We start from the raw sequence: 25,079 nt of genomic DNA on the forward strand, positions 1-25,079 counted from the left end.
ACGCTGATTGTCCAATTGAAAGAGAGTATCCCGTGGAACTCGTAATCCTCGTCGCAGTCTTCGGCGGCTTCATGCTGCTCATGACCCGAGCGAACAAGAAGATGGCACAGAAGGTCGCCGAGCAGCGCGAAACCGCGCTCGAAGTCGGCAACACCGTTGTCACAGGCTCCGGCATGATCGGTGAGATCGTTGACATCGACGGTGGCGTGGTCACCCTCGAATCGCCCTCGGGCGATGAGACGCAGTGGCTGACAACAGCGATCTCCTCCGTCATCGAGCCCCCGTACGAGCACACGTACGAGGCGACGGAAGCTGAGGAAGCAGACTTTGACGGTCTTGCTCCTCGGGATTCCGATCTCGACCGCAACTCCGACCGGTAGGTGAGCTCCACCGAAGAGGCGACCGAGAGGTCGCCTCGCCCGCGTCTGATCGTTTTTGCTCTCGTCGTCTTCGCCCTCGTGGCGTCTCTCGCGGCGGGTTCTCTCACCGGCTCCACGTCCCGCTGGTCACCCGACCTGGCGCTGGACCTCGAGGGCGGTACACAGATCATCCTCACTCCCGTCACCGATGACGGCTCGGAGATCACTGAAGAGGATATTACCCAGGCTATCGAGATCATCCGTCAGCGCGTCGATGCCTCCGGCGTCGCGGAAGCCGAGATCACGTCCCAGGGGGGCTCGAACATTGTTGTCGGCCTGCCGGGCAGCCCCTCCGAGGAGACGCTCGATCTGGTCCGCACCTCGGCCGTTCTCCACCTGCGTCCCGTCATCGACTACGCCGGCCAGGTCCTCCTCAACGAGGGACTGACCGCAGCCTATGGCACAGACGGCACCGTCACCGATGTGGAGCGCGAACGCGCCCGTACCGATGCGGATCTGGACGGCGATGGAGAGCTTTCCACCGAGCCCGTCGAGACGCCCGAGTCAGCATCGTCCGATTCGTGGATCACGGAGGAGATGCTGTATCAGGCGATGACGGTGAGCTGCGTGGACGAATCGTCCCGCGTCCAGAACGCCTACAGCGATCCTGCCCTGCCCGCCGTCGTCTGCGACCCATCGACCGGCCAGGCCTACATTCTCGGCCCGGCCGAGCTCGACGGCTCCGATATCGATGATGCGAACTCGGGCCCGCGGGTCAACGAGCTCGGTCAGACCGTCGGCGGCTGGCAGGTCAACATGGAGTTCACGAGCGAAGGCGGGCAGAAGTTCGCCGACGTGACGACACGTCTGGCTCAGTTCCCGGAGAATACGGCGAAGAACCTGTTCGCGATCGTGCTCGATGGTTCGATCATCTCCGTCGCGTCGCTGAGGGAACCGATCACGGGCGGTTCCGCCTCGATCTCCGGCTCGTTCACGGCCCCCGAGGCCGCAAGCCTTGCCAACCAGCTGTCCTTCGGATCGCTGCCGCTGACCTTCGAGGTGCAGTCCGAGGAGCAGATCTCGGCCACTCTCGGCTCGGAGCAGCTCGTCAACTCCCTGATCGCCGGCGCGATCGGTGCGGGCCTCATCGTCCTGTACCTGCTGTGGCAGTATCACGGTCTCGGCCTGCTCGCGGTCGCATCGATCGTCATGACGATGGGGCTGTCGTTCTTCACGATCTCTCTCCTGTCCTGGCTGATCGGCTACCGCCTCTCCCTGCCGGGCGTGGTGGGCCTCATCATCTCCATCGGCATCGCAGCCGACTCCTTCATCGTCTACTTCGAACGCATGAGGGACGAGATCCGGGAGGGCCGCACACTCAAGGGGGCGGTCGAATACGGCTGGGATCGAGCCCGCCAGACGATCCTCGTGTCCGATGCCGTGAACTTCGTGGCCGCCCTCGTGCTGTACTTCCTCGCCGTCGGCGGGGTGCGGGGCTTCGCCTTCACGCTCGGCCTGACCACTCTCATCGACGTTCTCGTCGTCATGCTGTTCACCTACCCGGTCATGCAGCTCCTCATCCGGACGAAGTTCTTCGGCGAAGGCCACCGCTGGTCCGGCATGTCAGCCGCCTCCCTCGGGGCTGACCCGGTGTATGCGGGGAGGGGCAGAGTCCGCGACTCCGGCATCCCCAAGTCCCAAGCGAAGAAGAACGCCAAGAAGAACGCCGCGAAGAGCGGGAAGAAGAGCGCGAAGAAGGAGCCGGTCGATGGTGCGGTTCTCGTCTCGGCAACCGCTCCCAAGCCCGCGGAACAGCCCTCTGGCGAGATGACGCTGGCGCAGAGACGAGCGGCCCAGCGCCGCGCAGAAAGGGAGGAGAACTGATGTCCATGTACTCCCTCGGCAACGACCTCTACACGGGGAAGAAGAGCTACGACATCATCGGTCGTCGCAAGACCTGGTACACGATCGCTCTTGTCTTCATCGGGCTGACGATCGCGCTGCTGCTCGTCAAGCCCATCAACTTCGGCATCGATTTCCGGGGCGGTTCGCAGTTCACGATCTCGGGAACCGCGAACATCAGCCAGCAGGACGCGATCGATGTCGTGGCCGAACAGACCGGTGATGATTCGGTGCGCGTCTCCGAGGTCGGTGCGGATTCGATCCGCGTCCAGACCTCCGAGCTGACGAACGAGCAGACGGCCCAGGTGAGGGCAGCCCTCGCCGAAGCCTATGATGTGCCTGTCGACGATGTCGCATCGACCTTTATCGGGCCCTCGTGGGGTGCGGACGTCTCGGGGAAGGCCATCCAGTCCCTCGTCATCTTCGTCATCCTCATCTCCCTGATCCTCTGGGCATACTTCCGGACGTGGACGATCGCGGTGGGTGCCGTGGGGGCCCTCCTCCACGACCTTGCGATCACTGTGGGGGTCTATGTGGCCTCCGGTTTCGAAGTTACTCCCGCCACGGTGATCGGCCTCCTGACGATCCTCGGATATTCGCTCTACGACACGGTTGTCGTGTTCGACAAGGTGCGCGAGAACACGCGCGGCTTCCTCGACCAGAACGACCACACGTACGCTGAGCAGGCAAATCTTGCCGTCAATCAGACACTGATCCGGTCGATCAACACGTCGGTGACCGGCCTCCTGCCGGTCGGCGCGATTCTCGTCATCGGCGTGCTCTTCCAGGGCGCGGGAACCCTGCGCGACCTGTCTCTGGCGCTTTTTGTCGGTATGCTTGTCTCGGCAATTTCGTCGATCTTCCTCGCGGCACCCCTCGCGGTGACGCTGGGAGAGCGGCAGACAGACATCAAGGAACACACGGAACGCGTCCTCGAAGCCCGCGGGACGACGACCGACAACCAAACCACTCGGAAGAAGAAGGCATGACAGAATACCCGTTCCCCCAGGACGTTGTGGAGCTTGTCGAATCGCACGTGCGTGAGGTCGAGGACTTCCCGGCACCGGGCGTCCTGTTCCGTGACATCACACCGCTGATCGCCGATCCGGTCGCTTTCGCGTCCCTCATCGAGATCCTGGCCGACCGCTACCGCGGCAAGGTCGATGCTGTCGCGGGCCTCGAGTCGCGCGGCTTCATCCTCGGCGCGCCCCTGGCCGTCGCCCTCGGTGTCGGCATGGTGACCGTCCGCAAGGCGGGTCGCCTGCCCGGCCCCGTCGTAGGCATCGACTACGACCTCGAGTACGGGTCCGCCCGCATGGAGCTGCAGCCGTTCACAGTCAAGGACGGTGACCGTGTGCTCGTCATCGACGATGTGCTGGCCACCGGCGGCACTGCGGACGCCGCCTTCCAGCTGATCGAGGCGGCCGGCGGTGTCGCCGACACGCTGTGCGTCCTCCTCGAGCTCGTCGATCTCGGCGGGCGCGGACGCCTCCACGATCGCACCGTCGATTCGGTTCTCACCTACTGAGCACCGTTCGTCATGTTCTGAGGCCCGTGGCTGCAACCACGGGCCTCGACGTTTCCGTTATTCCTGTGAACGGTCGTACAATGTGACGTATGGCGGAGCTGGAGAATGATGTTCCCCGCATTAAGTCCAGGTTGGCCTGGCTGAGCGGGAGGGCGCAGCACGTCCCGACGGCGCTCGAGCCGCTCATGGCGGCTGTCGAGGGCCGCAATGTCGACAAGGCGAAGGTGATCCACGCCTACGAGATCGCGGAGCGCTGCCATCAGGGCCAGATGAGGAAATCTGGCGAACCCTATATCACCCACCCGATCGCGGTCGCCACGATCCTGGCCGAGCTGGGCATGGATACGGACACGCTGGTCGCGGCGCTCCTGCACGATACGGTCGAGGACACGGGTTATTCCCTCGAGTCGTTGAAGGCCGAGTTCGGCAACGATGTCATGCTCCTTGTCGATGGTGTGACGAAGCTCGACAAGGTCGAGTATGGGGAGGCGGCCCAGGCCGAGACCGTTCGCAAGATGGTCATCGCAATGTCGAAAGACATCCGGGTCCTCCTCATCAAGCTCGGGGACCGGCTCCACAACGCCCGCACGTGGAAGTACGTGCCCTCCGCCTCGGCCCAGTCGAAGGCGCGCGAGACACTCGAGATCTATGCCCCGCTCGCTCACCGCCTCGGGATGAACTCGATCAAGTGGGAGCTGGAAGACCTCTCGTTCAAGACTCTCTACCCCGATGTTTATCGCGAGATCGAGCGTCTCGTGTCCGAACGCTCCTCCGGCCGCGAGGCCTACCTCGAGTCCGTCAAGGACGAGCTCACGAAAGAGCTCAAGGCCGCCCGAATCAAGTGCACGATCACGGGCAGGCCCAAGCACTATTTCTCCATCTACCAGAAGATGATCCTGCGCGGCCGCGACTTCGAGGACATCTACGACCTCATCGGCGTCCGCATCCTCGTCGAGTCCGTCCGGGACTGCTATGCGGCTCTCGGCGTCGTCAACACGCTCTACACGCCGATCCAGGGCCGCATCAAGGACTACATCACCACCCCGAAGTTCAACCTCTATCAGTCGATCCACACGACCGTGATCGGCCCGGAGAAGAACACGATGGAGGTGCAGATCCGCACGTACGACATGCACAGGCGGGCCGAATACGGCGTCGCTGCGCACTGGCGCTACAAGGAGAACCCGAACGCCACGAAGGCGAAGAAGGATGCTCCGAGCGAGCAGGAGACGCAGCTGAACTGGCTCCGCCAGCTCGTGGACTGGCAGCGCGAGACGGCCGACCCGACAGAGTTCCTCGACTCGCTGCGGTACGAGATGTCGGGCAACCGTGTCTACGTCTTCACCCCCAAGGGCGAGGTCATGGACCTGCCGGCCGGATCCACTCCCGTGGACTTCGCCTACGCCGTCCACACGGAGGTCGGCCAGCGCACGGTCGGCGCGAAGGTCAACGACCGTCTCGTCACCCTCGATCACAAGCTCGAATCGGGCGATACGGTCGAGATCATCACCGCGAAGGGCACGGATGCCGCGCCCAGCCAGGGCTGGCTCGAGTTCGTCGCCTCTCCGCGTGCGCGGGCGAAGATCAAGTCGTGGTTCACGAAGAACCGCCGCGACGAGGCGATCGAGGTGGGGAAGGAGCGTCTCGCGAAGGCGATCCGCCGGAAGAACCAGCCCGTCCAGCGCCTCATGACCCACGACACCCTCAAAGGTGTCGCGGATGATCTCAACCGCACCGACGTGTCCGATCTGTATGCGGCGATCGGTGAGGGCCACGTGTCCGCCGAGAACGTCGTCCGCAAGCTCATCGCCTCGCAGGGCGGCCAGGCCGGGGTGGAGGAGACCCTCGCGGAGGCCGTCACACCCACCCGTATCCGTGCCCGCCAGACCGGCGGCAGCTCCGGGATCGTCGTCGAGAATCTCGACGATTCGGACGTGCTCGTCAAGCTGGCCCGATGCTGCACGCCGCTGCCTCCCGACAAGATCCTCGGCTTCGTCACGCGCGGCAACGGCCTCTCCGTCCACCGTGTCGACTGCCCCAATGTCAAGAGCCTCGAGCGGGAGCCGGAACGCTTCCTGCCCGTGTCCTGGTCCGATGAGGGCGGCTCGATCTACCTCGTCCAGGTCCAGATCGAGGCACTCGATCGCAACGGGCTCCTGGCCGATATCGCGCGCGTGCTCTCGGAGCACGGGGTCAACATGATCCAGGGCAACATGAATACGTCGAAGGAGCGCGTCGCGAAGTCACGGTTCACGTTCGAGATGGCGGACGCGCGCCACCTGCAGCAGGTGCTGCGGGCCCTGCGGGAGATCGAGGGCGTCTACGATGCGTACCGTGTCACCGGCTCGAGCGATGCCGTGCGACAGTCGCACCTAACTGCTCAATCAAGCGACTAGCATCATCGGTGGGGTGCCCGCGGAAGCGTTCTCCCATGAATTCGATGACATCCCCCGGATCGAGGCCGACTCGCAGGAGCGGCAGGATGCTCGTCACTGCCCGCAGGGGCGGCTGGTAGAGCAGGTCCGCCGCCGTCCGCACCATCGTCGTCACCGGCACCTCCCCGAAGAATACGATGTGGTCGTCTTTGAGGAGCCTGCGGTCGCTCGTCCACCGAGTCGACCTGCCCGGCAGGGGAGCGGTGGGGAGCTGGCGGATCACACGCGGGTTGATCGTCCACACGCCCGTATAGACGAAGACGGCGGCCTCGTCGACGAGGACGGCCCTGCTCCGGACGTGGGCGTAGACGGCCCGCGCCCTCATGGCGGGAGTCTGGCAGAGGTCTCGGGGCACCGCATGGTCGCGGGAGACGACGACCAGGTCCTCTCGTGGATCGTGGTAGAGCGGATCATCCAACGACACTGTGATGATGGGGGAGCAGTCCATTCATCCAGCACACCACCGTCACTCGTTCTCCCAGGGCCCAATGCCGAAGGTGGGGAAAAGTCTGATGCCCCGTCCTGGTGGGGACGGGGCATCAGCACCGGTGCTCGATAACCGGGTGATCTACTTCAGCTGGTCGAGCCAGGCGCGACGAGCATCGAGTGCTTCCTGTGCCCTCTTCGCGGCCTGCTCATCGCCCCTCGCGCGGGCCTCCTCGAGTTCGGCCTCGTGCTTCGCGATCGCTTCCTCGAGCTGGGCGGCGAAACCAGTCGCGCGTTCGATCTTCGCGGGATCGGTCTTGCGCCACTGCTCATCCTCCGCCGAGCGGACGGCTGACTCGATGTCGCGGAGCCTGCCCTCGGTGCGCCCGATATCCTTGCGGGGCACGAAACCGATCTGCTCCCAACGGTCCTGGATGTCGTGCAGCTTCGCCTTGGCCGCCTGGATGTCCTTGATGGGGAGGATCGCTTCTGCTTCCTTCACCAGGTCGAGCTTGGCCTGCAGGTTCGCGGACTGTTCGTTGCTGATCGACTCGCGATCCGCCTGCCTCGCGTCGAAGAAGACCTGCTGCGCAGCCCGGAAACGGGCCCACAGCTTGTCGTCTTCCTTGCGGGTGATCCGCCCGGCCGACTTCCATTCGTCGAGAAGATCCCGGTACGCGGCAGAGGTCGCGCCCCAATCGGTCGAGGTCGACAGCTCCTCGGCACGCTTGATGAGGGCCTCCTTCTTGGCCGTCACCTCGTTGCGGTTGGACTCGACCTGGGAGAAGTGCTGGCGGCGGTGACGATCGAACTCGGTGCGGGCGCGCGAGAAGCGCTTCCACAGCGCCTCCTCGGACGGACGATCGATCCTCGGCCCGGACTTCTGGGCAACCTTCCACTGATCGAGGAGGGCCGTCAGTTCGTTGCGGGAATCGCGCCAATGAGTCTTCTCGGGATCCTGAGCGGCAATCGCTTCAGCGCGCTCGATGATCGTCGTCCGCTCGTTCAGCGCCTGGAGCTTGGCGATCTTCCGCTCTTCTTCGAACTCTGCCTGGCGCACCTTGAGACGTTCGCGAATCGCCTCGACGCGCTTGCGGAGCGAATCGACATCGCCGACGACCGCGGGCTCGACGAGAGCCTCCTCGAGGGACTTCAGGCCAGGAGCGATCTCCTGCGGGTTGACGAACTCGAGGCGCGACTCGAGGAGAGCCGTCTGGGATACGAGATCGAGGTAGCGGCGCACGTACACCGACAGCGCATCGTCCTTCGAGTCTCCGATGGCGTACTGGCCGACGAGACGCTCACCCTCATCGCCCGAGGCGCGCAGGTAGACGTTGCCCTCCTCGTCGACACGTCCCCATGCGGCGGCTTCGGCCGCCGCCTTCGGATCGACCGGTGGAGCGGGGGGAACGATGGCGGGCTTGCCGGCGGGCTTGTTGGGGACCGGCGGCGGCTTCGGGCCACCCTTGGGGGGCTTCGGCGCGGGCCTGCCGGGGCCGCCCTTCGCCGTGCCGTGCGGGACGGGCTTCGCGGCAACAGTCGTATCCTCGGCTGCCGCCTGCTCGGGGACATCGCCCGAGGATGATGCTGGTTCCTCCGTCGAGACCTCGGCCTCGGGGGTGGAAACGGGTTCCGGGACGACGTCGGCAACCGGGTCCGCGGACGGGGAATCCGTCACGAGCTCCTCGGCGTGTGCCTGCGGCTCCTCTGCCGGGTCTGCATCGACTGCCGGGTCTGCTTCGACCTCGGGAACGTCTGTCGGCTCGTTGTGCTCGGCAGGAGCATCGGTCCCCGGATGAACAACGGGGGGTGCCGATTCTTCCTCAAGCTGGCCGTTCTCTCCCTCGGCGGACGCAGCCGCGGGCGCTGCCTGCTCCTCGGTCGAAGGGTCGTCGTGGGTGGTGGGTTCGTGACCCTGCGGTGACTGCGTCATGGTGCTCCTTGGGACGGGGTCGGCGAGTGCGTGACCGTTCTCGTGTTCGGACTTAAACATTGTACGATGTTCTGCCTCACATCGGGGCACCGGAACAGAAGTTCATGGTGTTGGAAAGTGTGCTGGTCCAGCGATACCGTAGGGTCATGCGTTTGTTCATTTACACAGAGACGGCCCTTGAGGCGAACTGCTACATCTGGGAGAACACCGAGACCAAGCAGGCCATGGTCGTCGATCCGGGCGCCGGCAGCGCCGGCTGGGTCGAAGAGAAGCTGGCCCAGGAGGGCCTGGAGCTTGCGGGCGTGCTCCTCACCCACGGCCACCCGGATCACGTGTGGGATGCTGCGAAGGTTGCGGGAGACAAGCCGGTCTTCATCTCCAAGCCGGATCTCTACCGCCTCGACGATCCCCAGGCGCATGTCCCCACCACACTCCATAACCTTGTCAACCGCTACGGGGAATGGGTGAAGCCAGCATCGATCGAGATCATCCCCGAGCTGTGCCTCCAGGGATCGGGAGCCCAGATCCTTCCCGGTTTCCCCGTCCGCGCCATCATGGTGCCCGGCCACACGGAGGGCTCTGTCGGCTACCTGACGGCGGGAATCCTCGAGGACGGGGAGAGTGCGATCACGATCTCCCAGGACGGCTGCGGGGGCGGCTGCGATGGCTGTGACTGCGGGGGCGGCTCGAGCGAGCCGGAACCGACGGCGATCCTCTTCCTCGGTGATGTCATTCTCGGCGAATCGATCGGCCGCACCGACCTGCCGGGCGGGGACGATGCTGAGATGAAGTCGACGCTGCGGATGATCACGGTCTCCATCAACCCGGACACGGTGCTCTGCACGGGCCACGGCCAGCTCTCAACCCTCGGCTACCAGCTCCAAGCGAACCAGTATCTGCGCAACGCCGCCATGGCGTCTGCTTGATCAATTCCACACATTGGGCTTGGCATGACGGCGGGTTTCTCGCCGTCATGCCATAATAGCGCCCATGGCACGTCACTTTTCTCTGTCCGGTTTCCCCGAATGGCTCCCCGAGCAGCGGCTCGTCGAGCAGCATGTTCTCTCGACCCTGCAGCAGACGTTCGAGCTGCATGGGTTCTCCGGGATCGAGACCCGGGCGGTGGAACCCGTCTCCCAGCTCCTGTCGAAGGGCGAGACGTCGAAAGAGATCTACCTGCTGTCCCGCCTCCAGGCGGAGGCGGGCTCGGATGATGCCGAACTCGGCCTGCACTTCGACCTGACAGTCCCGCTCGCCCGCTACGTGGTCGAGAACGCGGGACGCCTCATGTTCCCGTTCAAGCGCTACCAGATCCAGAAAGTCTGGCGCGGGGAGCGCCCGCAGGATGGTCGGTTCCGTGAGTTCGTCCAGGCGGACGTCGACGTGGTCGGACAGGACACCCTGTCCCAGCATCACGACATGGAGCTGCCGCTCGTCATGGTCGACGCGCTCTCGAAACTCCCCATCCCCGCCGTCGTCGTCCGCGCCTCGAACCGGAAGGTCGCCCAGGGCTTCTACGAGGCCATCGGACTGACCGACGTCGAGGGGGCCCTGCGTGCGATCGACAAGCTGGACAAGATCGGCGAGAAGGCCGTCTCCGAAATCCTCGTCGCGGAGGGCGCCACAGACGAGCAGGCACGCCAGGCGCTTGCTCTCGCACAGATCCAGGGCACCGACGCATCGGTCGCGGACCGTGTGCTGGCGCTCGGGGCGCGCTCCGAACTGCTCGACGAGGGACTGCACGAACTCGTCTCCCTCATCGAGGGCGCCGGCGAGCTCATGCCGGGCGCGATCATGGCGGACCTCAAGATTGCCCGCGGTCTCGACTACTACACGGGCACCGTGTACGAGTCGACGATGATCGGGCACGAAGATCTCGGCTCCGTCTGCTCGGGCGGCCGCTACGATTCCCTGGCCACAGACGGGAAGAAGACCTACCCGGGCGTGGGCCTCTCCATCGGCGTCTCACGCGTGCTCGCACGCGTGCTCGGCACACCCCTCGTCGAGACCTCCCGGAAGGTGCCCACGGCCGTCCTCGTGGCTGTCATGGACGAGGAGCATCGCCGAGCATCGGATGTGGCGGCGATGAAGCTGCGGGCCCGCGGGATCGCAACAGAGGTCTCCCCATCGGCCGCGAAGTTCGGCAAGCAGATCCGCTACGCGGATCGCCGCGGCATCCCCTACGTGTGGTTCCCGGGCAGCCCCGACTCGGTCAAGGACATCCGGTCCGGCGATCAGGTCGATGCTGATGCTGGGGTGTGGATGCCGCCGCTCGAGGACTTGACCCCGACCGTTCGGAAGCTCCCGTGAGAGCCCCCGCCGGCATCGGCCCCTCGGCCGCGGAGGTCGCCTCGCTCCTCGAGGATCTCCGTCAGACGCTCGATGCTCTGCGCTTCCCGCTCGACCTGCCGCAGGCGCCGGACGCACGGGAGGAGGCGGTCGACCTGCGCCATCAGCTCGATGACTATATTCTTCCCCGCTACGCGAGCCTCGATGCTCCGCTCCTCACGGTCGTCGGCGGATCCACGGGGTCCGGCAAGTCTGCCCTCGTCAATGCTCTCGTGGGCAGGAGCGTCGCCCAGTCCTCGGCGATCCGCCCCACCACGCGAACCCCTCTCCTTGTCCACCACCCCGATGATCGCCGCTGGTTCGACGGCCCCCGCATCCTCCCCGAGCTGGCCCGGGTGCGTGGCCGCGGCGGCGACTCTCATACGGAACTCGGCCTCGCCGAGGCCGACACTCTTCCGCCCGGGCTGGCACTGCTCGACTCTCCCGACATCGATTCGATCGTGGAGGACAACCGGAGGCTCGCGGCCCAGCTGCTGTCCGCAGCCGACCTGTGGCTGTTCGTCACGACGGCGGCACGCTACGCGGACGCTATCCCCTGGGCCATGCTCGACGAGGCCGCGGCCCGCAACATCGTCGTCGCCATCGTCCTCAACCGGGTTCCGTCCGGCGTAGGTGCCGAAGTCCGCTCAGATCTCGCCAGGCGGCTCACGGAACGGAATCTCGATCATGCCCCGCTCTTCGTCATCGGCGAATCCGACCTGGGGGAGGGCCTGATCCCGGAGCCCGATGTCGCCGGGATCCGTGCCTGGCTCGAGGGCCTTGCCCACGATTCTTCCGCCCGCACCGCTGTCGCCCGCCAAACCCTCGGCGGCGCGGTCGATGGGGTGACGGCACGAGGCCAGACCCTTCTCCCGGCTCTCGATGAACAGCGGTCCGCTCTCTTCACCCTGGCCTCCCAGGTTGATGATGCTTTCGCTCAAGCACATGCCAAGGTCGTCTCCGCTGTCGACGACGGCTCGGTTCTGCGGGGCGAGGTGCTTTCCCGCTGGCAGGACTTCGTCGGCTCGGGTGAAATACTCCGCCAGGTCGAGGCAGGGGTGGGCAAGGTGCGTGACAGGATCGCGGCCTGGTTCCGGGGCGATACCCAGGCGCAGGCGGAGCAGGTCGAGGAAGCCATCGAAGACGGCATCGCCCGCATGCTGATCGGCGAGACCGAGTCCGCGATCGCCACCGTCGAACGTGCCTGGGCTCGGGGCCTGGGCGGGGAGCGCCTCGTCTCGAACGCGGCAGAGCGCCTGCGGTCTCACGAGGAGCGAGTCGAGGCGGCCACAACACTCGTCCGTCAATGGCAGGCGGACCTGACGGATCTGATCCGGGAGGAGGGGAAGGACAAGCGTGCCGCGGCACGCGTGCTCTCCCTCGGTGTCAACACGGTCGGCATCGCCCTCATGATCGTCATCTTCGCCTCGACCGCGGGTCTCACCGGGGGAGAGGTCGTCGTCGCGGGCGGCACTGCTGTCGTCGCGCAGAAGCTCCTGGAAGCGATCTTCGGCGATGAAGCGGTGCGCCGCATGGCGCAGTCGGCGCAGAAGAACCTGGGCCGGCGTGCCGGGGAGTTCATGGTCGATGACGCAGAGCCGTTCCGCGACGAGCTCGCAACGCTCGGAGTAGATGCTTCTGCGGGCGAAAACCTGGGCGAAATACTAGCGCTCCTCACGGCCGCTCGGCGAGGGGAGCAGGGGGAGTGACTACTCTGAACGAGGGCCTGCACGATCTGAGTCGTGCCATTGATCTTGGCGCAGGGAGAGTATCTCCCGAGCTGCTGCGCAGGGCGACTGAGCTCCGCGACGCTGTGGTGGAACGCCAGGCGGCCGGCCTCGAGACGACAGTCGTTGCCCTCTTCGGCGCCACAGGATCGGGCAAGTCATCCCTGTTCAACGCCCTCGTGGGCGCGGACGTGGCCACGGTCGCCGCACGGCGGCCCACGACGTCGGCCCCGCTCGCGGTCTCCGAGCGGCCCGCCACGGCGGTGCTCGACTGGCTCGAGGTCGCTGACCGTCACGTGAGAGATGGAGTCTTCCCCTCCCACGGGGATCGGATCGTCCTGCTCGACATGCCAGACATCGATTCGACCGAGGAGTCGAACCGGGAGATCGCCCAGCGGCTGTCGGCCGTCGTCGATGTCCTCATCTGGGTTCTCGATCCCCAGAAGTATGCGGACGCCGTCGTGCACGAGGACTACCTGCGCACCATGAGCGAACACTCCGATGTCACGCTCGTTGTTCTCAACCACATCGATTCCGTCGAGCCGGCCGAGCGTGCGGGTGTCATCGCCGACGCTCAGCGGATCGTCCGCGAGGACGGAGTGTCCGCCACCATCATCCCGACCTCCGCGAGGACGGGGGAGGGCGTCGACTCGCTTATGTCGCAGATCGTCGCTGTCGCAGGCACCCAGCAGGCCGCCTACGATCGCATGACGGCCGATGTTCGGTCGATCGGGCATGATCTCGCCTCCGAGGTGGGCACGCCCGGTGCGGGCGTGTCGAAGAAGGATCGGGAGACGATCTCGCGCGCGATCGCGTCGGCGGCCGGGGTCGATCAGGTGGCCAAGGCCGCCGCCGGTTCCTACACGTACCGGGGACGAAGGTGGGTGGGATGGCCGGCGCTGCGCTGGCTGCGCGCCGTCCGCATCGACCCGCTCAAGGGCCTTCATCTCCTTCCCGAGAAGGGGGAGGTGCCTGCTCTCACGGGGGTGCGGGCCACTCCCGCGAAAGAGTCCCACGTGCGCGGCATCGTCCGCTCCGTCGTCACCGACGCCACCGAGGGCCTGCCGGCTGCCTGGCGCAGGGACGCTGTCGAAAGCGCCGAATATCGGACGGGGAACGTTCTCGACCATGCGGATCGTGTGATCGCCCGGGCTGATCTCGGCTACGACAGGAAGCCGGGATGGTGGTCCGCGTGGAGTCTCCTCCAATGGGTGTTCCTCCTCGTCGCTGTCGCAGGTCTTGTCTGGATCGGCGTCCTGTGGGGACTCGAATCCCTGGCCATGCCGCTCCCGGACACACCGACGCTCGGCGAGATCCCGATCCCGCCCCTCCTGTTCCTCGGCGGGCTCTCGGTCGGACTCCTCCTCACCGTCCTGGGACGCATCTTCCTCTCCTCGGGAGCGAAGGCGACGGAACGCCGGGTCCGCAAGAGCCTGACGAAAACACTCGCACCGATCGCGGAGGAGCACATGCTGGCAGGAATCGACAGCGTTCTCGAAGAATCACGCGAACTCGTCGACATCGCTGGAAGGCTCTCGACCGTCGGACGGAAGTCGAAGAAGCGCTAAACCCAGCGTTCCGATAGGCTCGGGACTCAACTCGCAAGAGCGTAGACATCGTTGTGGCCTCGTGACGAAGGAGCCTGAGCCGGAACCGACGACAGAGACAGCCGAACCAGCTCAAGACGTCGAAACGATGTAAGCGGCATCCAGTGATGCAGGCGGCACCCACTGAGGCCGCTGTTATCGATCAGTGGAGTGAGGGTCCGCCCACCATTCCCGAGCCCACAGTCGAGCCGCAGTTCGTGCCTGCGCCTGCTCCAATGGCAGAACCCATCGCCACTCGCACTGAGGATCCGATCGTTGCGCCCACGGATCCGTCGCAAGCCGATATTGATGATGCCATAGCGGAACGCGATTATCTTGGGGATCAGATCCTACAGTCTGACGTGTACATTGCCCGCATGACATCAGCATTGGAGATGTCGCAGTATCACCTCGCCGAGGACTATGGCGGTACTCTTCGGGGCCGTGAGCTGAGAGCCCTCAAGGCTGATTATCAACACCAAGCGGCGATGCGCTCCGCGCAGAGCTCCAAGCGCTGCCCGGCTGGTAGCAGGTGCGGAGGCTAGCCTTTCGACAACTGCCATGTTTGCCATGAGCTCCGAGAGCGGTGACGGATCGGCGACATCAACGGAGTGTTCGCTGCCCTGAGCACGAGCTCAGCGATACCCATCCTTCCCCAGCCCACATAGGCGCCAGCGGGAACAGCAAAGAGGTGGGCCCCTCCGAAGAGGGGCCCACCGGTGTCACTCAAGAGTGACGTGTCGCTCCGCTGTCTCAGTAGTCTCGGCGACGCTTGGGACCGCCGCTGCGACGCTTGTCGAAACGGTCACCCCCACGCTTGAATCGGTCTCCGCCGCCCATGCGATCCCCACGGTCTCCGCGGTAGCCGCCACGGTCACCGCCGCCTGAACGCTTGGGACCATCATCGGGGCGGATCTTCAGGGCGCGCCCTGAAACTTCAGCATCGTAGATACGGTTGGTGGCCTCCGTGGAGAGCTCACCGACGATCTCGACGAGAGAGAAGGAGGGGTAGATGTCGATCTTGCCGAGATCGCTGCCGCGAAGGCCGCCTTCACCGGTGATCGCACCGACGATCGCTCCCGGCTTGACGCCGTCACGGTGGCCGACCTCGACGCGGTAGCGGCGTGCGCCGCTCATGGAGCCGCGGTCGCGGTCGCGGTCACGGCGGGGACGGTCACGATCATCACGGTCGCGGTCTCCGCGATCCTCGCGGACGGAGATGCGATCCGGCTCGTCGTCTGCCTGCGGGCCCGGGTCGCGGACGCCGAGGGCGAGGAGAGCATAGACGAGGTCATCGACTGACATGTCGGTCTCGCCGGCTTCCTGGGCGGCCTTGAAGCCGGCCAGGGTTTCGCGGTAGACCGAGAGACGGCCTGCGGCGTGGCGTTCGATGGCCTGCTTGAGAAGCTTGTCGGCACGAAGCTTGGACACCTCTGCCGGGGTGGGGAGATCCACTTCCTCCATGTTTGCCTTCGTGGCCTGCTCGATCTTGCGAAGGCGAGCACGCTCACGGGGCGTGACGAAGGACAGTGCGACGCCTTCGCGTCCGGCGCGGCCGGTACGGCCGATACGGTGCACGTAGGTATCGATCTCCTTGGGGATATCGAAGTTGATGACGAGGCCGATACGCTCCACGTCGAGGCCGCGGGCCGCGACATCGGTGGCGACGAGGACGTCGAGGAAGCCCTCGCGCAGACGGTTGACGAGCTTCTCGCGGTCACGCTGAGCAACATCGCCGGAGAGCGCCGCAGCCTGGACGCCGCGAGCATTCAGCTCGAGAGCGAGCTCCTCGGCGGAGGCGCGGGTGCGGACGAAGACGATCGCGGCGTCTGCTTCCGAGGTTGCGAGAACGCGGGCCAGGCCGCCGATCTTGTGGCGCGAGGGCACAACGGCGAAGGTCTGCTTGACCGTGGAGACGACCGAGCGGGGGTTGGAGACGGAGATGTGCTCCGGGTTGTGCATGTGATGCTCGGCGACGCGGCGGATCTGTGGCGGCATCGTGGCCGAGAAGAGAGCCGTGACGCGGTTCTCGGTCGGCAGGGAGCCTGCGATCGTGTCGACGTCTTCGGCGAAGCCCATGCGCAGCATCTCATCGGCCTCGTCGAGGACGAAGTAGGAGACGCGGGACAGGTCGAGGGCACCCTTGTCGATGAGGTCCATGACACGGCCGGGGGTGCCGACGACGACCTGGGCGCCACGCTCGAGGGCGCGGATCTGGGGCACGTAGGAGGAGCCGCCGTAGACGGCGACGACCTTGATGTCGCGGGAGACCGCGGCGAAGTCCGAGATCGCGTCAGCGACCTGCATGGCCAGCTCACGTGTGGGAGCGAGGACGATGGCCTGAACGCGACGCTTGTCGGGATCGATCTGGGCCAGGAGGGGCAGGCCGAAGGCGGCAGTCTTGCCGGTGCCTGTCTGCGCGACGCCGACGACGTCGCGGCCGCCGAGCAGGGCAGGAATCGTCTGCTCCTGGATCGCGGTGGGGGTGGTGAATCCGAGTTTCTGGACGGCGTCCAGGAGATCATCGGGCAGGCCGAGCTCGGCAAAGCCGTGGGCCAGTTCTTCGTGTGCTTCTTCGGGGGTGTTCAATTCAGGCGTATCCGCCATGTTCTTCCTCATCTGCCAACCTGCCCGAATCCCAGAAGATGGCAGCGTCAGCTCTCTACAGCGCCCGTGTGGCGCATTCTCGGCGTCTCGTGACGCCACCGGCGCATGGTGCGCCTTGACAACTTTAACGAGTCGGAGCCGAATTCGTGAGCCCTGGGGAGGTGACCTTCGGCTCAACTCGGAACGAGACGAGGAAGGCAAAGGCCGCGAGCGCGGTCATGACCGTCAGGAGTGTGACGAACGCGGCTGTTCCCTGCCCCGAGACGAAGGCGAAGACGATCCCGGCAACCGCGATCGCGAGGGAGGCTCCGAGAGTGTCGGAGAGCTGCAGGGCGGACGATGTCTTCCCCTGGCGCTCGATCGGTGTCAGCGCGAGTGCGTGGGTTGCCATCGCGGGGTAGGCGATGCCGATGCCGAGGCCGGCCAACGCCCACGAGACGATGAGGATGACGGGGGAGACGGAGGACCAGGCAACCGGGATCGTGCCTGCCGCGCCGAGGAGGAGGATTCCCGAGCCCCACGTGGCCAACCGTTGGCGCTTGCCCGGATCGATGACACGCGCCTGGACGAATGAGCCCATGGCCCAGGTGATGGAGCCGACAGTGAGGGTCAGTCCCGCCTCGAACGGGTTCCAGTCGTGCACGCGCTGCAGCATGAGGGGGAGGTAGACCTCGATCCCGAGGAACGTGCCGTTGATGATCCCGCGGAACGCGACTGTGGACGGCAGGCCCCGTGCCAGGGTGATCGTCTTCTTCGGCAGCAGGGGGCGGATGAAGGCCATGGCCGACACCATGGCGACACCGATGATGATGAAGGTGAGCGGGGTGAAGGAATCGGATTCGGTGCCGGACATGACCTGGAGGACGATCGCCGCCCCGCCCGCACCGATGGCGATGACGGCCGTGCTGCGGATCGTCGACAGGGAGCCCGTGAACTCCATTCCAGGGAGCATGGAGAGGACCTTGATGATCGCGGGCAGGATGACGATGAGGAGGACGGGGACGATCGCGAAGACCCAGCGCCAGTGGGCCTGCTGGACGAGGAACCCGGAGATCGCGGGGCCGATGAGGGAGGGCACGACCCAGGCGGCCGAGAAGAAGGCGAAGAACTTCGGTTGGCGCGGTGCCGGGACGAGCCTGCCGACGAGCACATAGAGGGGCACGACACACAGGCCCCCGCCCAGGCCCTGGATGAGGCGGCCGATGGTGAAGATCTCGATCGTGGGAGCGGCCGTGCAGACGAGCAGGCCTAGGGCGAACAGCGACAGTCCGAGGAACAGCGGTATCTTCACGCCCTTCGCATCCACCCATTGGCCCGCCAGGGCGGTCGTGATGAGCTGGGCGGCGAGGGTGATGCCGTTCGCGAGGGCGAACAGGTGCTCCCCGTCCAGTTCCCGTGTCACGGTCGGCATCGCCGTCGTTACGGCGAGCGCCTCGAAGGCGATGCAGGTGATGATCGCAGTAGCGGTCCACAGAAGCCACCGCTGGGCGTTTTCGGACGCGGTGAACTGCTTGCGGGGTTTCTTGGCCATAATGGGCATTCTCTCACCGTTAGCTCGCGGTCCTCTAGCTACGGGGCGGTGATCCGTGTCCTAGACTGGTTCCTGGCGTGGGCTCGTTTCGCCCCCGCCCGGGTCCGCCTGTCTCGCGGACTAGAACCGAAGACGAATTGAGGAACAGTGCTGCGTACGCATAACACGGGAAGCCTTCGCGCCTCCCACATCGGTGAGACCGTCACCCTGGTCGGCTGGGTCGATCGTCGACGCGACCACGGCGGGATCGCCTTCATCGACCTTCGCGACGCCTCCGGCATCGCACAGATCGTCATCCGGGAGGACGTCGCGCACGAGCTTCGTGCCGAGTACGTCATCAAGGTCACCGGCACTGTCGGCGAACGCCCCGAGGGCAATGCCAACGCCTCCATCCCCACCGGTGAGATCGAAGTGATCGCGGACGAGGTCGAAGTTCTCAACGCCGCGGCGCCGCTACCGTTCCAGGTGTCCGAACATGCTGAGGATTCCGGGAAGGTCGGCGAGGAGACTCGCCTCAAGTACCGTTACCTCGATCTGCGACGCAAGTACGAGCAGAACGCGATCCGCCTCCGCGCGAAGGTCAACCGTGCGGCACGCACTGTGCTTGACGATGCTGACTTCGTCGAGATCGAAACCCCGACGCTGACCCGCTCCACCCCCGAGGGTGCACGTGACTTCCTTGTCCCCGCGCGTCTCGCTCCCGGCTCGTGGTATGCGCTTCCGCAGTCGCCCCAGCTGTTCAAGCAGCTCCTCATGGTGGCCGGCATGGAACGCTACTACCAGATCGCCCGCTGCTACCGCGATGAAGACTTCCGTGCGGACCGCCAGCCCGAGTTCACCCAGCTCGACGTCGAGATGTCCTTCGTCGAGCAGGATGATGTCATCGAGATCGCGGAGAAGGTGCTGAGCGAGATCTGGAAGCTCATCGGCTACGACATCAACCTCCCGATCCCGCGCATGACGTTCGCGGATGCGATGGCGCGCTACGGCTCCGACAAGCCAGACCTGCGTTTCGGCCAGGAACTGGTCGATCTCACCGAGTACTTCAAGGACACGACGTTCCGTGTCTTCCAGAACGAGTACGTCGGCGCTGTCGTCATGCCGGGCGGCGGCTCACAGCCCCGCCGCACCTTCGACAAGTGGCAGGAGTGGGCGAAGGCCCGCGGGGCGAAGGGACTCGCCTACGTCACCATCGCCGAAGACGGCACCCTCGGCGGCCCTGTCGCGAAGAACATCACGGATGCTGAACGGGACGGCCTTGCCGCCGCGACTGGCGCGAAGCCCGGCGACTGCATCTTCTTCGCCGCGGGTGACACGACGTCCTCACGCGCCCTCCTCGGCGCCGCACGTCTCGAGATCGGCCAGCGCTGCGGTCTCATCGATCCGAAGGAATGGGCATTCGTGTGGGTCGTCGACGCGCCCCTCTTCAAGCCCACGTCCGAGGCTCAGGCCGAGGGCGACGTCGCGGTCGGCGGAGGATCGTGGACGGCTGTCCACCACGCCTTCACCTCCCCGAAGCCGGAACACCTCGACACGTTCGACAAGGATCCGGGCAACGCTCTCGCCTACGCCTACGACATCGTCTGCAACGGCAACGAGATCGGCGGCGGCTCGATCCGTATCCACCGCTCCGACGTCCAGGAGCGTGTCTTCAAGGTCATGGGCCTGTCCCAGGAAGAAGCCCAGGAGAAGTTCGGCTTCCTCCTCGACGCCTTCAAGTTCGGTGCACCCCCGCACGGCGGCATCGCCTTCGGATGGGACCGCATCGTCGCCCTGCTCGTGGATGCTCCCTCGATCCGCGACGTCATCGCCTTCCCCAAGTCGGGCGGCGGCTACGATCCGCTGACCGATGCTCCCGCACCCATCACCCCCGAGCAGCGCAAAGAAGCCGGTGTGGACGCGAAGCCGAAGGCTCGCGGAGAGGAAGAGGCCGCGGAGGTCGATGCGTAGCATGGGGATGGATCGGGCCACCGAAGTCTTCTGGCAGACAGGAGCACACCGGTGGGACACCCTGGCTGAGAACGGGACAACGATCGTCTTCGAGCGCGGCGATGACTACGCAATCATCGCCGCCTCGATCGAACCCGTCACCGACCTGGACGAGCTTCGCGCCCGCGAGCACGAAGAGGGCTTCTTCAGGATGACTGCCATCGGCAACCCCGATTCCATCAACACCGTCCTCGACCGCCTCCAAGAGCAGGCACGGGCCGGCAGTCTGGGCTCCCTCCGGGGGAGCGGAGAGCTGCCGGCACCATCGCGTGCCATGTTCCAGGGGGATACGATGGCGGGGCTTGCGCAACGCCACCGTCACTGGCTGGGCAAGCACGAGGGCCACAGGTGGGACTTCTTCTACAGCGAGAACCCGCTTCCCGTGCAGCCGGGAGACGACATGATCCAGCGCCTCGACCTGGGGACATGGCGGGCGGAGATCGAGAGAGTCATCTCCGCCTCCAACCCCATCACGTCAGCGCTCGAAGATCTCGACAGTCTCACTTGGTACGGGTATGTCGACGGAGAGCTGCTGGGCGGTGCGATGGGAGTGGAACGGCGAGTCGATCTCGACGGTATCGAAGGTTCCCACTTTGCTGGCCTTGGCACAGACCCCGCCCTCCAGGGGCGCGGCATCGGCGGTGCGGTCATGTCCGGCACGATCAACCGTGAACTGGAAGAGACCGCGATCGTCACCTTCGGCATGTGGAGCTGGAACGATCGGGCCCGCAAGCTCTATCACAAGCTCGGCATCACCCAGGGCCACAGCTACAGCACCCTGGCACGCACACCCTTGCAGGAGTACGCGTAAGGATCAGGAACACTTCTGAACAGGAGTGAAGGGGCCGGGCTCGATTGAGCTCGGCCCCTTCACTGTGGACGGGAGAACGTGGGGAGCGTCCATTTAGTCGGAATGGGTAGGCCTGGAGCAGGCTTCTTCAGCACACCTCCCGTTTGTCGCGCGAACAAGAGTCAACAGTCGAGGCACTGCGGACTCGACCGACAGCAAGGACTGGTCATCAACCAGTGCATCACCAGGGGACTCTCCATGGCTCAGATTCCAACACCGCGCGGCGTGCTCAGCGGAATCGATGCCACGCATCCGATCAGTCAGGGAAACACAACTCCTTGATTAGCGGACTGTACGGTTGATGGCAGGGGTGTCCATGCCGTCACCATCGAAGTCGCCTGCCAAAGCCATATCGGTCGCGCGACCATAAATGCAGTGGATGTCTGCTCTCCCAGCTCGAAGCGCATTGGAGAGATAGAAGGTGCTGTCGCGGCGGACACCGATGGTGTCGATTCCGTCTGTAGTCCAGTCTCCAACCAAACTGTCATCGCTGGCCCGCAAGCGTAGCTCCAGGCGACACTCCATCAAGCAACCGGGATTATCCGTCGATAATTAGAACACATTCGAGCGCGAGCTCGAGGCAAGTCTCTTTCATCCATTGTTCTTCACCATCGGTCTCACCATCTTGGGAACCGGTCGTCTTCGCCCGTGGCCGAGCAGGCTTTACCCCGCCCCGCCATGTTGAGAGACTGAGGTTCGTTGCACAGTCTGTGCAACGATCGAGACGAAGCGGGGTCACCATGAAAGGCAACAATTCGGGAGCTGGCGCCATATGTGTCTATGACACCGACTGTGTCTTCTGCACGAAACTCGCCCGGTGGGCGAGCGCCCGCACTGCGGTGACGTTCACCGGCCCCGCCGACCTCAGCCACCGCGGAGTCGATGAGTCCGAGTACGAGAAATATCTTGTGTTTGCGGGGGAGACAGTCCAACGCGGCCATCGCGCAGTCGCCGCCGTCCTCAAGACCATGGGATCGCCCTGGCGCGTTATCGGGCACATCATCGACTGGGCTCCGGTACGCCCCGTGGCCGACGTTGTCTACCGCAAGGTTGCAGAATCCCGTTCCTGCACGGTCAACAACCGTGGCCCTGCAGGTCAATGCTAAGCAGGCCGAACCGCTGACCAAGCATCAAAGGTTCGTTCGTAGGGCGCCACGCGTCGCGTGCGTGCCCTGCTCTCAGCAGATCGAATCCCCATATTCGCTGCTGCGCCGAGACGATAGGCGTGCGATTGGCCTCCATGCCCCCACTGTCCAGGCCCGGGCTCGGTGTTGTCGGGTGGGGAGGCCGGGTGCTGACCTAGTGCTTGATGCCGAACCGCTCATGAAGCTTGACGAGCGGCTTGGGAGCCCACCAGTTCCAACGGCCGAGAAGAGTCATCGTGGCGGGGACGAGAAGCATGCGCACGAGGGTCGCATCGAGTGCCACGATGATGGCGAGAGCGACACCGATCTGTTTGATCATGATGAGATCACCGAACACGAAGCCCACGAACACGGCGATGATGATTGCGGCGGCTGAGGTGATAATCCTGCCCGAGCGCTGGAGTCCGCGCTCGACCGCCTCATCGTTGGAGTAGCCAGCATCCCAGTACTCTTTGATCCGCGCGAGAAGGAACACTTCATAGTCCATTGCCAGACCGAAGCCGAAGGCGAGGGCGATGGCCACGACATAGGCTTCAAGGCCGGCAACCGGGTTGAAGCCGAGGTATCCGTTCTCGAAGATCCAGATCGTCAAACCGAGCGAGGCAAGGAGAGACAGTCCGTTGAGGAGGATCGCCTTGAGGGGGACCATGAGCGATCCCGTCATGAGGAAGAGCAGAACAAAGACGGCAATGACGATGATCGTGAGTGCCAGCGGGAGGCCTCGTGCGAGAGAATCATTGAAATCAACCTGAAGGGCGGCGCTGCCGCCCACCCAGAACTCGACATCGCTGTCCATGGCACGAATATCGCTGACAATCCCCTCCATCTCCGGACCCACCGGATCATCGATCGGGAGATCAATGCCGATGAGGGACTGAGCGCCATCGCCCACCGGGCTGACGGTGATGAGGGCGTCGGGATAGGCATCCTCGAGAGCGCTCACTAACGCTGAAGCCTCTGTGTCAGATGCAGGAGCATCGGCCAGGATCTGCACCTCGGGAGTGCGCAACGACGGGTATTCGTTATCGATAATGTCGATGCCCTGACCGACCTCGGAGTCGACCGGCACGTACTCATCGTACGAGGACCGCAGGTGCATTCCCGAGACAGGGATCGTCATGACAAGGAGAAGCGCTGTGACGGCGATAAGGATTGGCCAGGGCCGGTTGTGGACGAGCCTGGCAAGCCGGGAGAAGAACCCGTGATCGGTGGCAGAGTCACCGACGCCTTTCGCAACCCCACGAAGCAGCGGGACGCGCGTGAGGACTGAGGGTCGCAGGAGCCGGTTCCCGAGCGCCATGATGAGAGAAGGGATGAGGGAGATGGAGGCGATGACGGCGAGGAGGACCGTGAAGACGCCGCCAAGCGCAATCATTTGGAGTATCTGAGCATCCATGACCAGCAGGGCCGCAATCGAGACAGCAATCGTCAAAGCTGAGAAGAAGACCGTACGGCCCGCCGTTGCGACCGTTGTCTCGACCGCTGACATCTGAACCCGTTTCAGCTCGGCCTCTTGCTGATCCGACAGGGACTTCGGAATATCGCTGCCATCGGCCTCGAAGCCGATCGTGGGAAGAAGCTCTTGGATCTCTTCCCGATATCGGGACACGATGAGGAGGCCGTAGTCGATCGAGAGGCCAAGACCGATGATCGAGATGATGTTGAGAACGAAGGAGTCAACCGCTGTTGCCTGGGCGAGAAGCCAGATGGCACCCATGCCGACGGCGATAGTCGAGAGAGCCCCGATGAGGGGAAGACCCGCGGCGAGAAGACCGCCGAACACGATGATCATGATGAAGAGGGCGATAGGCAGACCGACAGACTCGCCAGTGACAAGGTCAACCTGAACCTGATCGATGATCGCGTCCGTTGCGAGGATGACTGACTGGGAGAACGTCTCGATCCCAGCATCGATCCCTTGAAGCTCGGCCGTGGCCCGCTCCAACTCTGACACGACGATGTCGTGGGCGCTTGTTCCCGCTCCAGCATCGAGGCTGTCCTTCAGTTGGACGAGGACAACGAAACCATCGCCCTCCGAGGAGAGCAGGCCCTTAACATCCGAGCTCGACAGCAGAGTATCGAGCTCCTCGTCAACGCCCGCGTTGAGAGCAGAAATCGCTGCTTCCCGCTGCGCATCAAGCTCTGCCTGTGCGACCATCCCAGCATCGGGATCCACCTGGCTCAACGCGTCGATCTCAGCCTGGGTCTGGGCGAACTGCTCTTCGAGCTCAGTCAGAGCCGATTCCCGTTCACTCTCAACCGATGCCGTGATGGCGCTGACAACGCCCGGGTATGAGGTCACCTCGGAGACGACACCAGTCTCGTCAAGCCTCGAGGCGAGCTCCAGTATCGACGATTCTACGTCGGTGCTTCCGCTGCCTGGAATCTGGTCCTCAGGGATCTGATCGACAACGAAGAGGACACTGCCGCCATCCTCCTGCGTCCTGTCGTAGACCTCGGCCGACTCAGTGCCTGGAATAACAGGATTGCCCGACTCGAGTGCATCGAAGAGTGGCTTCCCGCCGAAGCCAGTAAATGTTGCCGTGAGGGCGACAATGATGAGGATCAACCAGCCAACGATGGTGGTTCGGGGACGGTGGGAGATAGAGCGGCCTAGGCTTGTGAACACCTGTTCATTGTCTCCCAATCGGCAAGGGCGCACCTGCTCGTATTGTCAAGATCACCACCGCGTCGAAGGAGATGAACAGCGATGGTCACGCCGTCGGTGTGACC

The 25,079-nt window shown here is 64.6% G+C and carries 18 protein-coding genes; 13 read left to right on the top strand and 5 right to left on the bottom strand.

Annotation, left to right across the window (positions count from 1 at the left end; genetic code table 11):
• Positions 1–32: 32 nt before the first annotated feature.
• The 5 genes from yajC to H2O75_RS05025 all read left to right on the top strand — a co-directional run bounded on the left by yajC (position 33) and on the right by H2O75_RS05025 (position 6,185).
• A complete protein-coding gene (yajC, locus tag H2O75_RS05005) occupies positions 33–380 on the top strand; it encodes a preprotein translocase subunit YajC (protein ID WP_182174482.1) in 348 nt (115 codons plus the stop codon).
• Positions 381–2,243, top strand: coding sequence for a protein translocase subunit SecD (gene secD, locus H2O75_RS05010; RefSeq protein WP_182174485.1), 1,863 nt, complete (start codon positions 381–383; stop codon positions 2,241–2,243). It begins immediately after the preceding gene.
• Positions 2,243–3,250, top strand: coding sequence for a protein translocase subunit SecF (gene secF, locus H2O75_RS05015; RefSeq protein WP_182174488.1), 1,008 nt, complete (start codon positions 2,243–2,245; stop codon positions 3,248–3,250). The genes secD and secF overlap by 1 nt, the downstream gene beginning before the upstream one ends.
• Complete coding sequence (locus tag H2O75_RS05020) at positions 3,247–3,789, top strand: adenine phosphoribosyltransferase (RefSeq protein WP_182174491.1); 543 nt, start codon at positions 3,247–3,249, stop codon at positions 3,787–3,789. The genes secF and H2O75_RS05020 overlap by 4 nt, the downstream gene beginning before the upstream one ends.
• Before the next feature lie 89 nt (positions 3,790–3,878).
• Positions 3,879–6,185 (top strand): RelA/SpoT family protein, encoded by a 2,307-nt coding sequence (locus H2O75_RS05025; RefSeq protein WP_240161720.1) that lies wholly within the window; start codon positions 3,879–3,881, stop codon positions 6,183–6,185.
• On the opposite strand, the gene H2O75_RS05030 is transcribed toward H2O75_RS05025, so the two are convergent.
• Complete coding sequence (locus H2O75_RS05030; RefSeq protein ID WP_182174494.1) at positions 6,127–6,672, bottom strand: hypothetical protein; 546 nt, start codon at positions 6,670–6,672, stop codon at positions 6,127–6,129. The genes H2O75_RS05025 and H2O75_RS05030 overlap by 59 nt on opposite strands.
• Positions 6,673–6,792: 120 nt before the next feature.
• A complete protein-coding gene (locus tag H2O75_RS05035; RefSeq protein ID WP_220462790.1) occupies positions 6,793–8,583 on the bottom strand; it encodes a DUF349 domain-containing protein in 1,791 nt (596 codons plus the stop codon).
• 146 nt (positions 8,584–8,729) lie between these two features.
• On the opposite strand from H2O75_RS05035, the gene H2O75_RS05040 reads away from it, so the two are divergent.
• From H2O75_RS05040 to H2O75_RS05060, 5 genes are all read left to right on the top strand, one after another.
• Positions 8,730–9,509 (top strand): MBL fold metallo-hydrolase, encoded by a 780-nt coding sequence (locus tag H2O75_RS05040; RefSeq protein ID WP_182174497.1) that lies wholly within the window; start codon positions 8,730–8,732, stop codon positions 9,507–9,509.
• A 64-nt stretch (positions 9,510–9,573) separates the two neighbouring features.
• Positions 9,574–10,893 carry a histidine--tRNA ligase gene (gene hisS / locus H2O75_RS05045; RefSeq protein ID WP_182174500.1) on the top strand — a complete coding sequence of 440 codons (1,320 nt, stop codon included), beginning with the start codon at positions 9,574–9,576 and terminating at the stop codon, positions 10,891–10,893.
• Complete coding sequence (locus H2O75_RS05050) at positions 10,890–12,620, top strand: dynamin family protein (protein ID WP_182174503.1); 1,731 nt, start codon at positions 10,890–10,892, stop codon at positions 12,618–12,620. The genes hisS and H2O75_RS05050 overlap by 4 nt, the downstream gene beginning before the upstream one ends.
• Positions 12,617–14,206 carry a GTPase gene (locus tag H2O75_RS05055; RefSeq protein WP_182174506.1) on the top strand — a complete coding sequence of 530 codons (1,590 nt, stop codon included), beginning with the start codon at positions 12,617–12,619 and terminating at the stop codon, positions 14,204–14,206. The genes H2O75_RS05050 and H2O75_RS05055 overlap by 4 nt, the downstream gene beginning before the upstream one ends.
• 254 nt (positions 14,207–14,460) lie before the next feature.
• Positions 14,461–14,769, top strand: a complete 309-nt coding sequence (locus H2O75_RS05060; RefSeq protein WP_182174509.1) for a hypothetical protein — start codon at positions 14,461–14,463, stop codon at positions 14,767–14,769.
• A gap of 208 nt (positions 14,770–14,977) precedes the next feature.
• On the opposite strand, the gene H2O75_RS05065 is transcribed toward H2O75_RS05060, so the two are convergent.
• Positions 14,978–16,831, bottom strand: coding sequence for a DEAD/DEAH box helicase (locus tag H2O75_RS05065; protein ID WP_182174512.1), 1,854 nt, complete (start codon positions 16,829–16,831; stop codon positions 14,978–14,980).
• A 124-nt stretch (positions 16,832–16,955) separates the two neighbouring features.
• The gene (locus H2O75_RS05070) at positions 16,956–18,362 is read right to left on the bottom strand and encodes an MFS transporter (protein ID WP_182174515.1); all 1,407 of its coding nucleotides are present in this window, start codon (positions 18,360–18,362) and stop codon (positions 16,956–16,958) included.
• A 147-nt stretch (positions 18,363–18,509) separates the two neighbouring features.
• Here H2O75_RS05070 and aspS point away from each other — a divergent pair, with 147 nt between their 5' ends.
• The 3 genes from aspS (at position 18,510) to H2O75_RS05085 (ending at position 22,307) form a co-directional block, all read left to right on the top strand.
• Complete coding sequence (gene aspS / locus H2O75_RS05075; RefSeq protein WP_182174518.1) at positions 18,510–20,312, top strand: aspartate--tRNA ligase; 1,803 nt, start codon at positions 18,510–18,512, stop codon at positions 20,310–20,312.
• Positions 20,305–21,162 (top strand): GNAT family N-acetyltransferase, encoded by an 858-nt coding sequence (locus H2O75_RS05080; protein ID WP_182174521.1) that lies wholly within the window; start codon positions 20,305–20,307, stop codon positions 21,160–21,162. Before aspS ends, H2O75_RS05080 begins: the two co-directional genes overlap by 8 nt.
• A gap of 779 nt (positions 21,163–21,941) precedes the next feature.
• On the top strand, positions 21,942–22,307 hold the full coding sequence (locus H2O75_RS05085) for a thiol-disulfide oxidoreductase DCC family protein (protein WP_182174524.1): 366 nt from the start codon (positions 21,942–21,944) through the stop codon (positions 22,305–22,307).
• Between the two features lie 193 nt (positions 22,308–22,500).
• On the opposite strand, the gene H2O75_RS05090 is transcribed toward H2O75_RS05085, so the two are convergent.
• Positions 22,501–24,975: an MMPL family transporter gene (locus H2O75_RS05090; RefSeq protein ID WP_182174527.1), complete on the bottom strand. Its 2,475-nt coding sequence runs from the start codon at positions 24,973–24,975 to the stop codon at positions 22,501–22,503.
• Positions 24,976–25,079 lie beyond the last annotated feature (104 nt).

The organism is Flaviflexus equikiangi (assembly GCF_014069875.1).
Taxonomy (GTDB): domain Bacteria; phylum Actinomycetota; class Actinomycetes; order Actinomycetales; family Actinomycetaceae; genus Flaviflexus; species Flaviflexus equikiangi.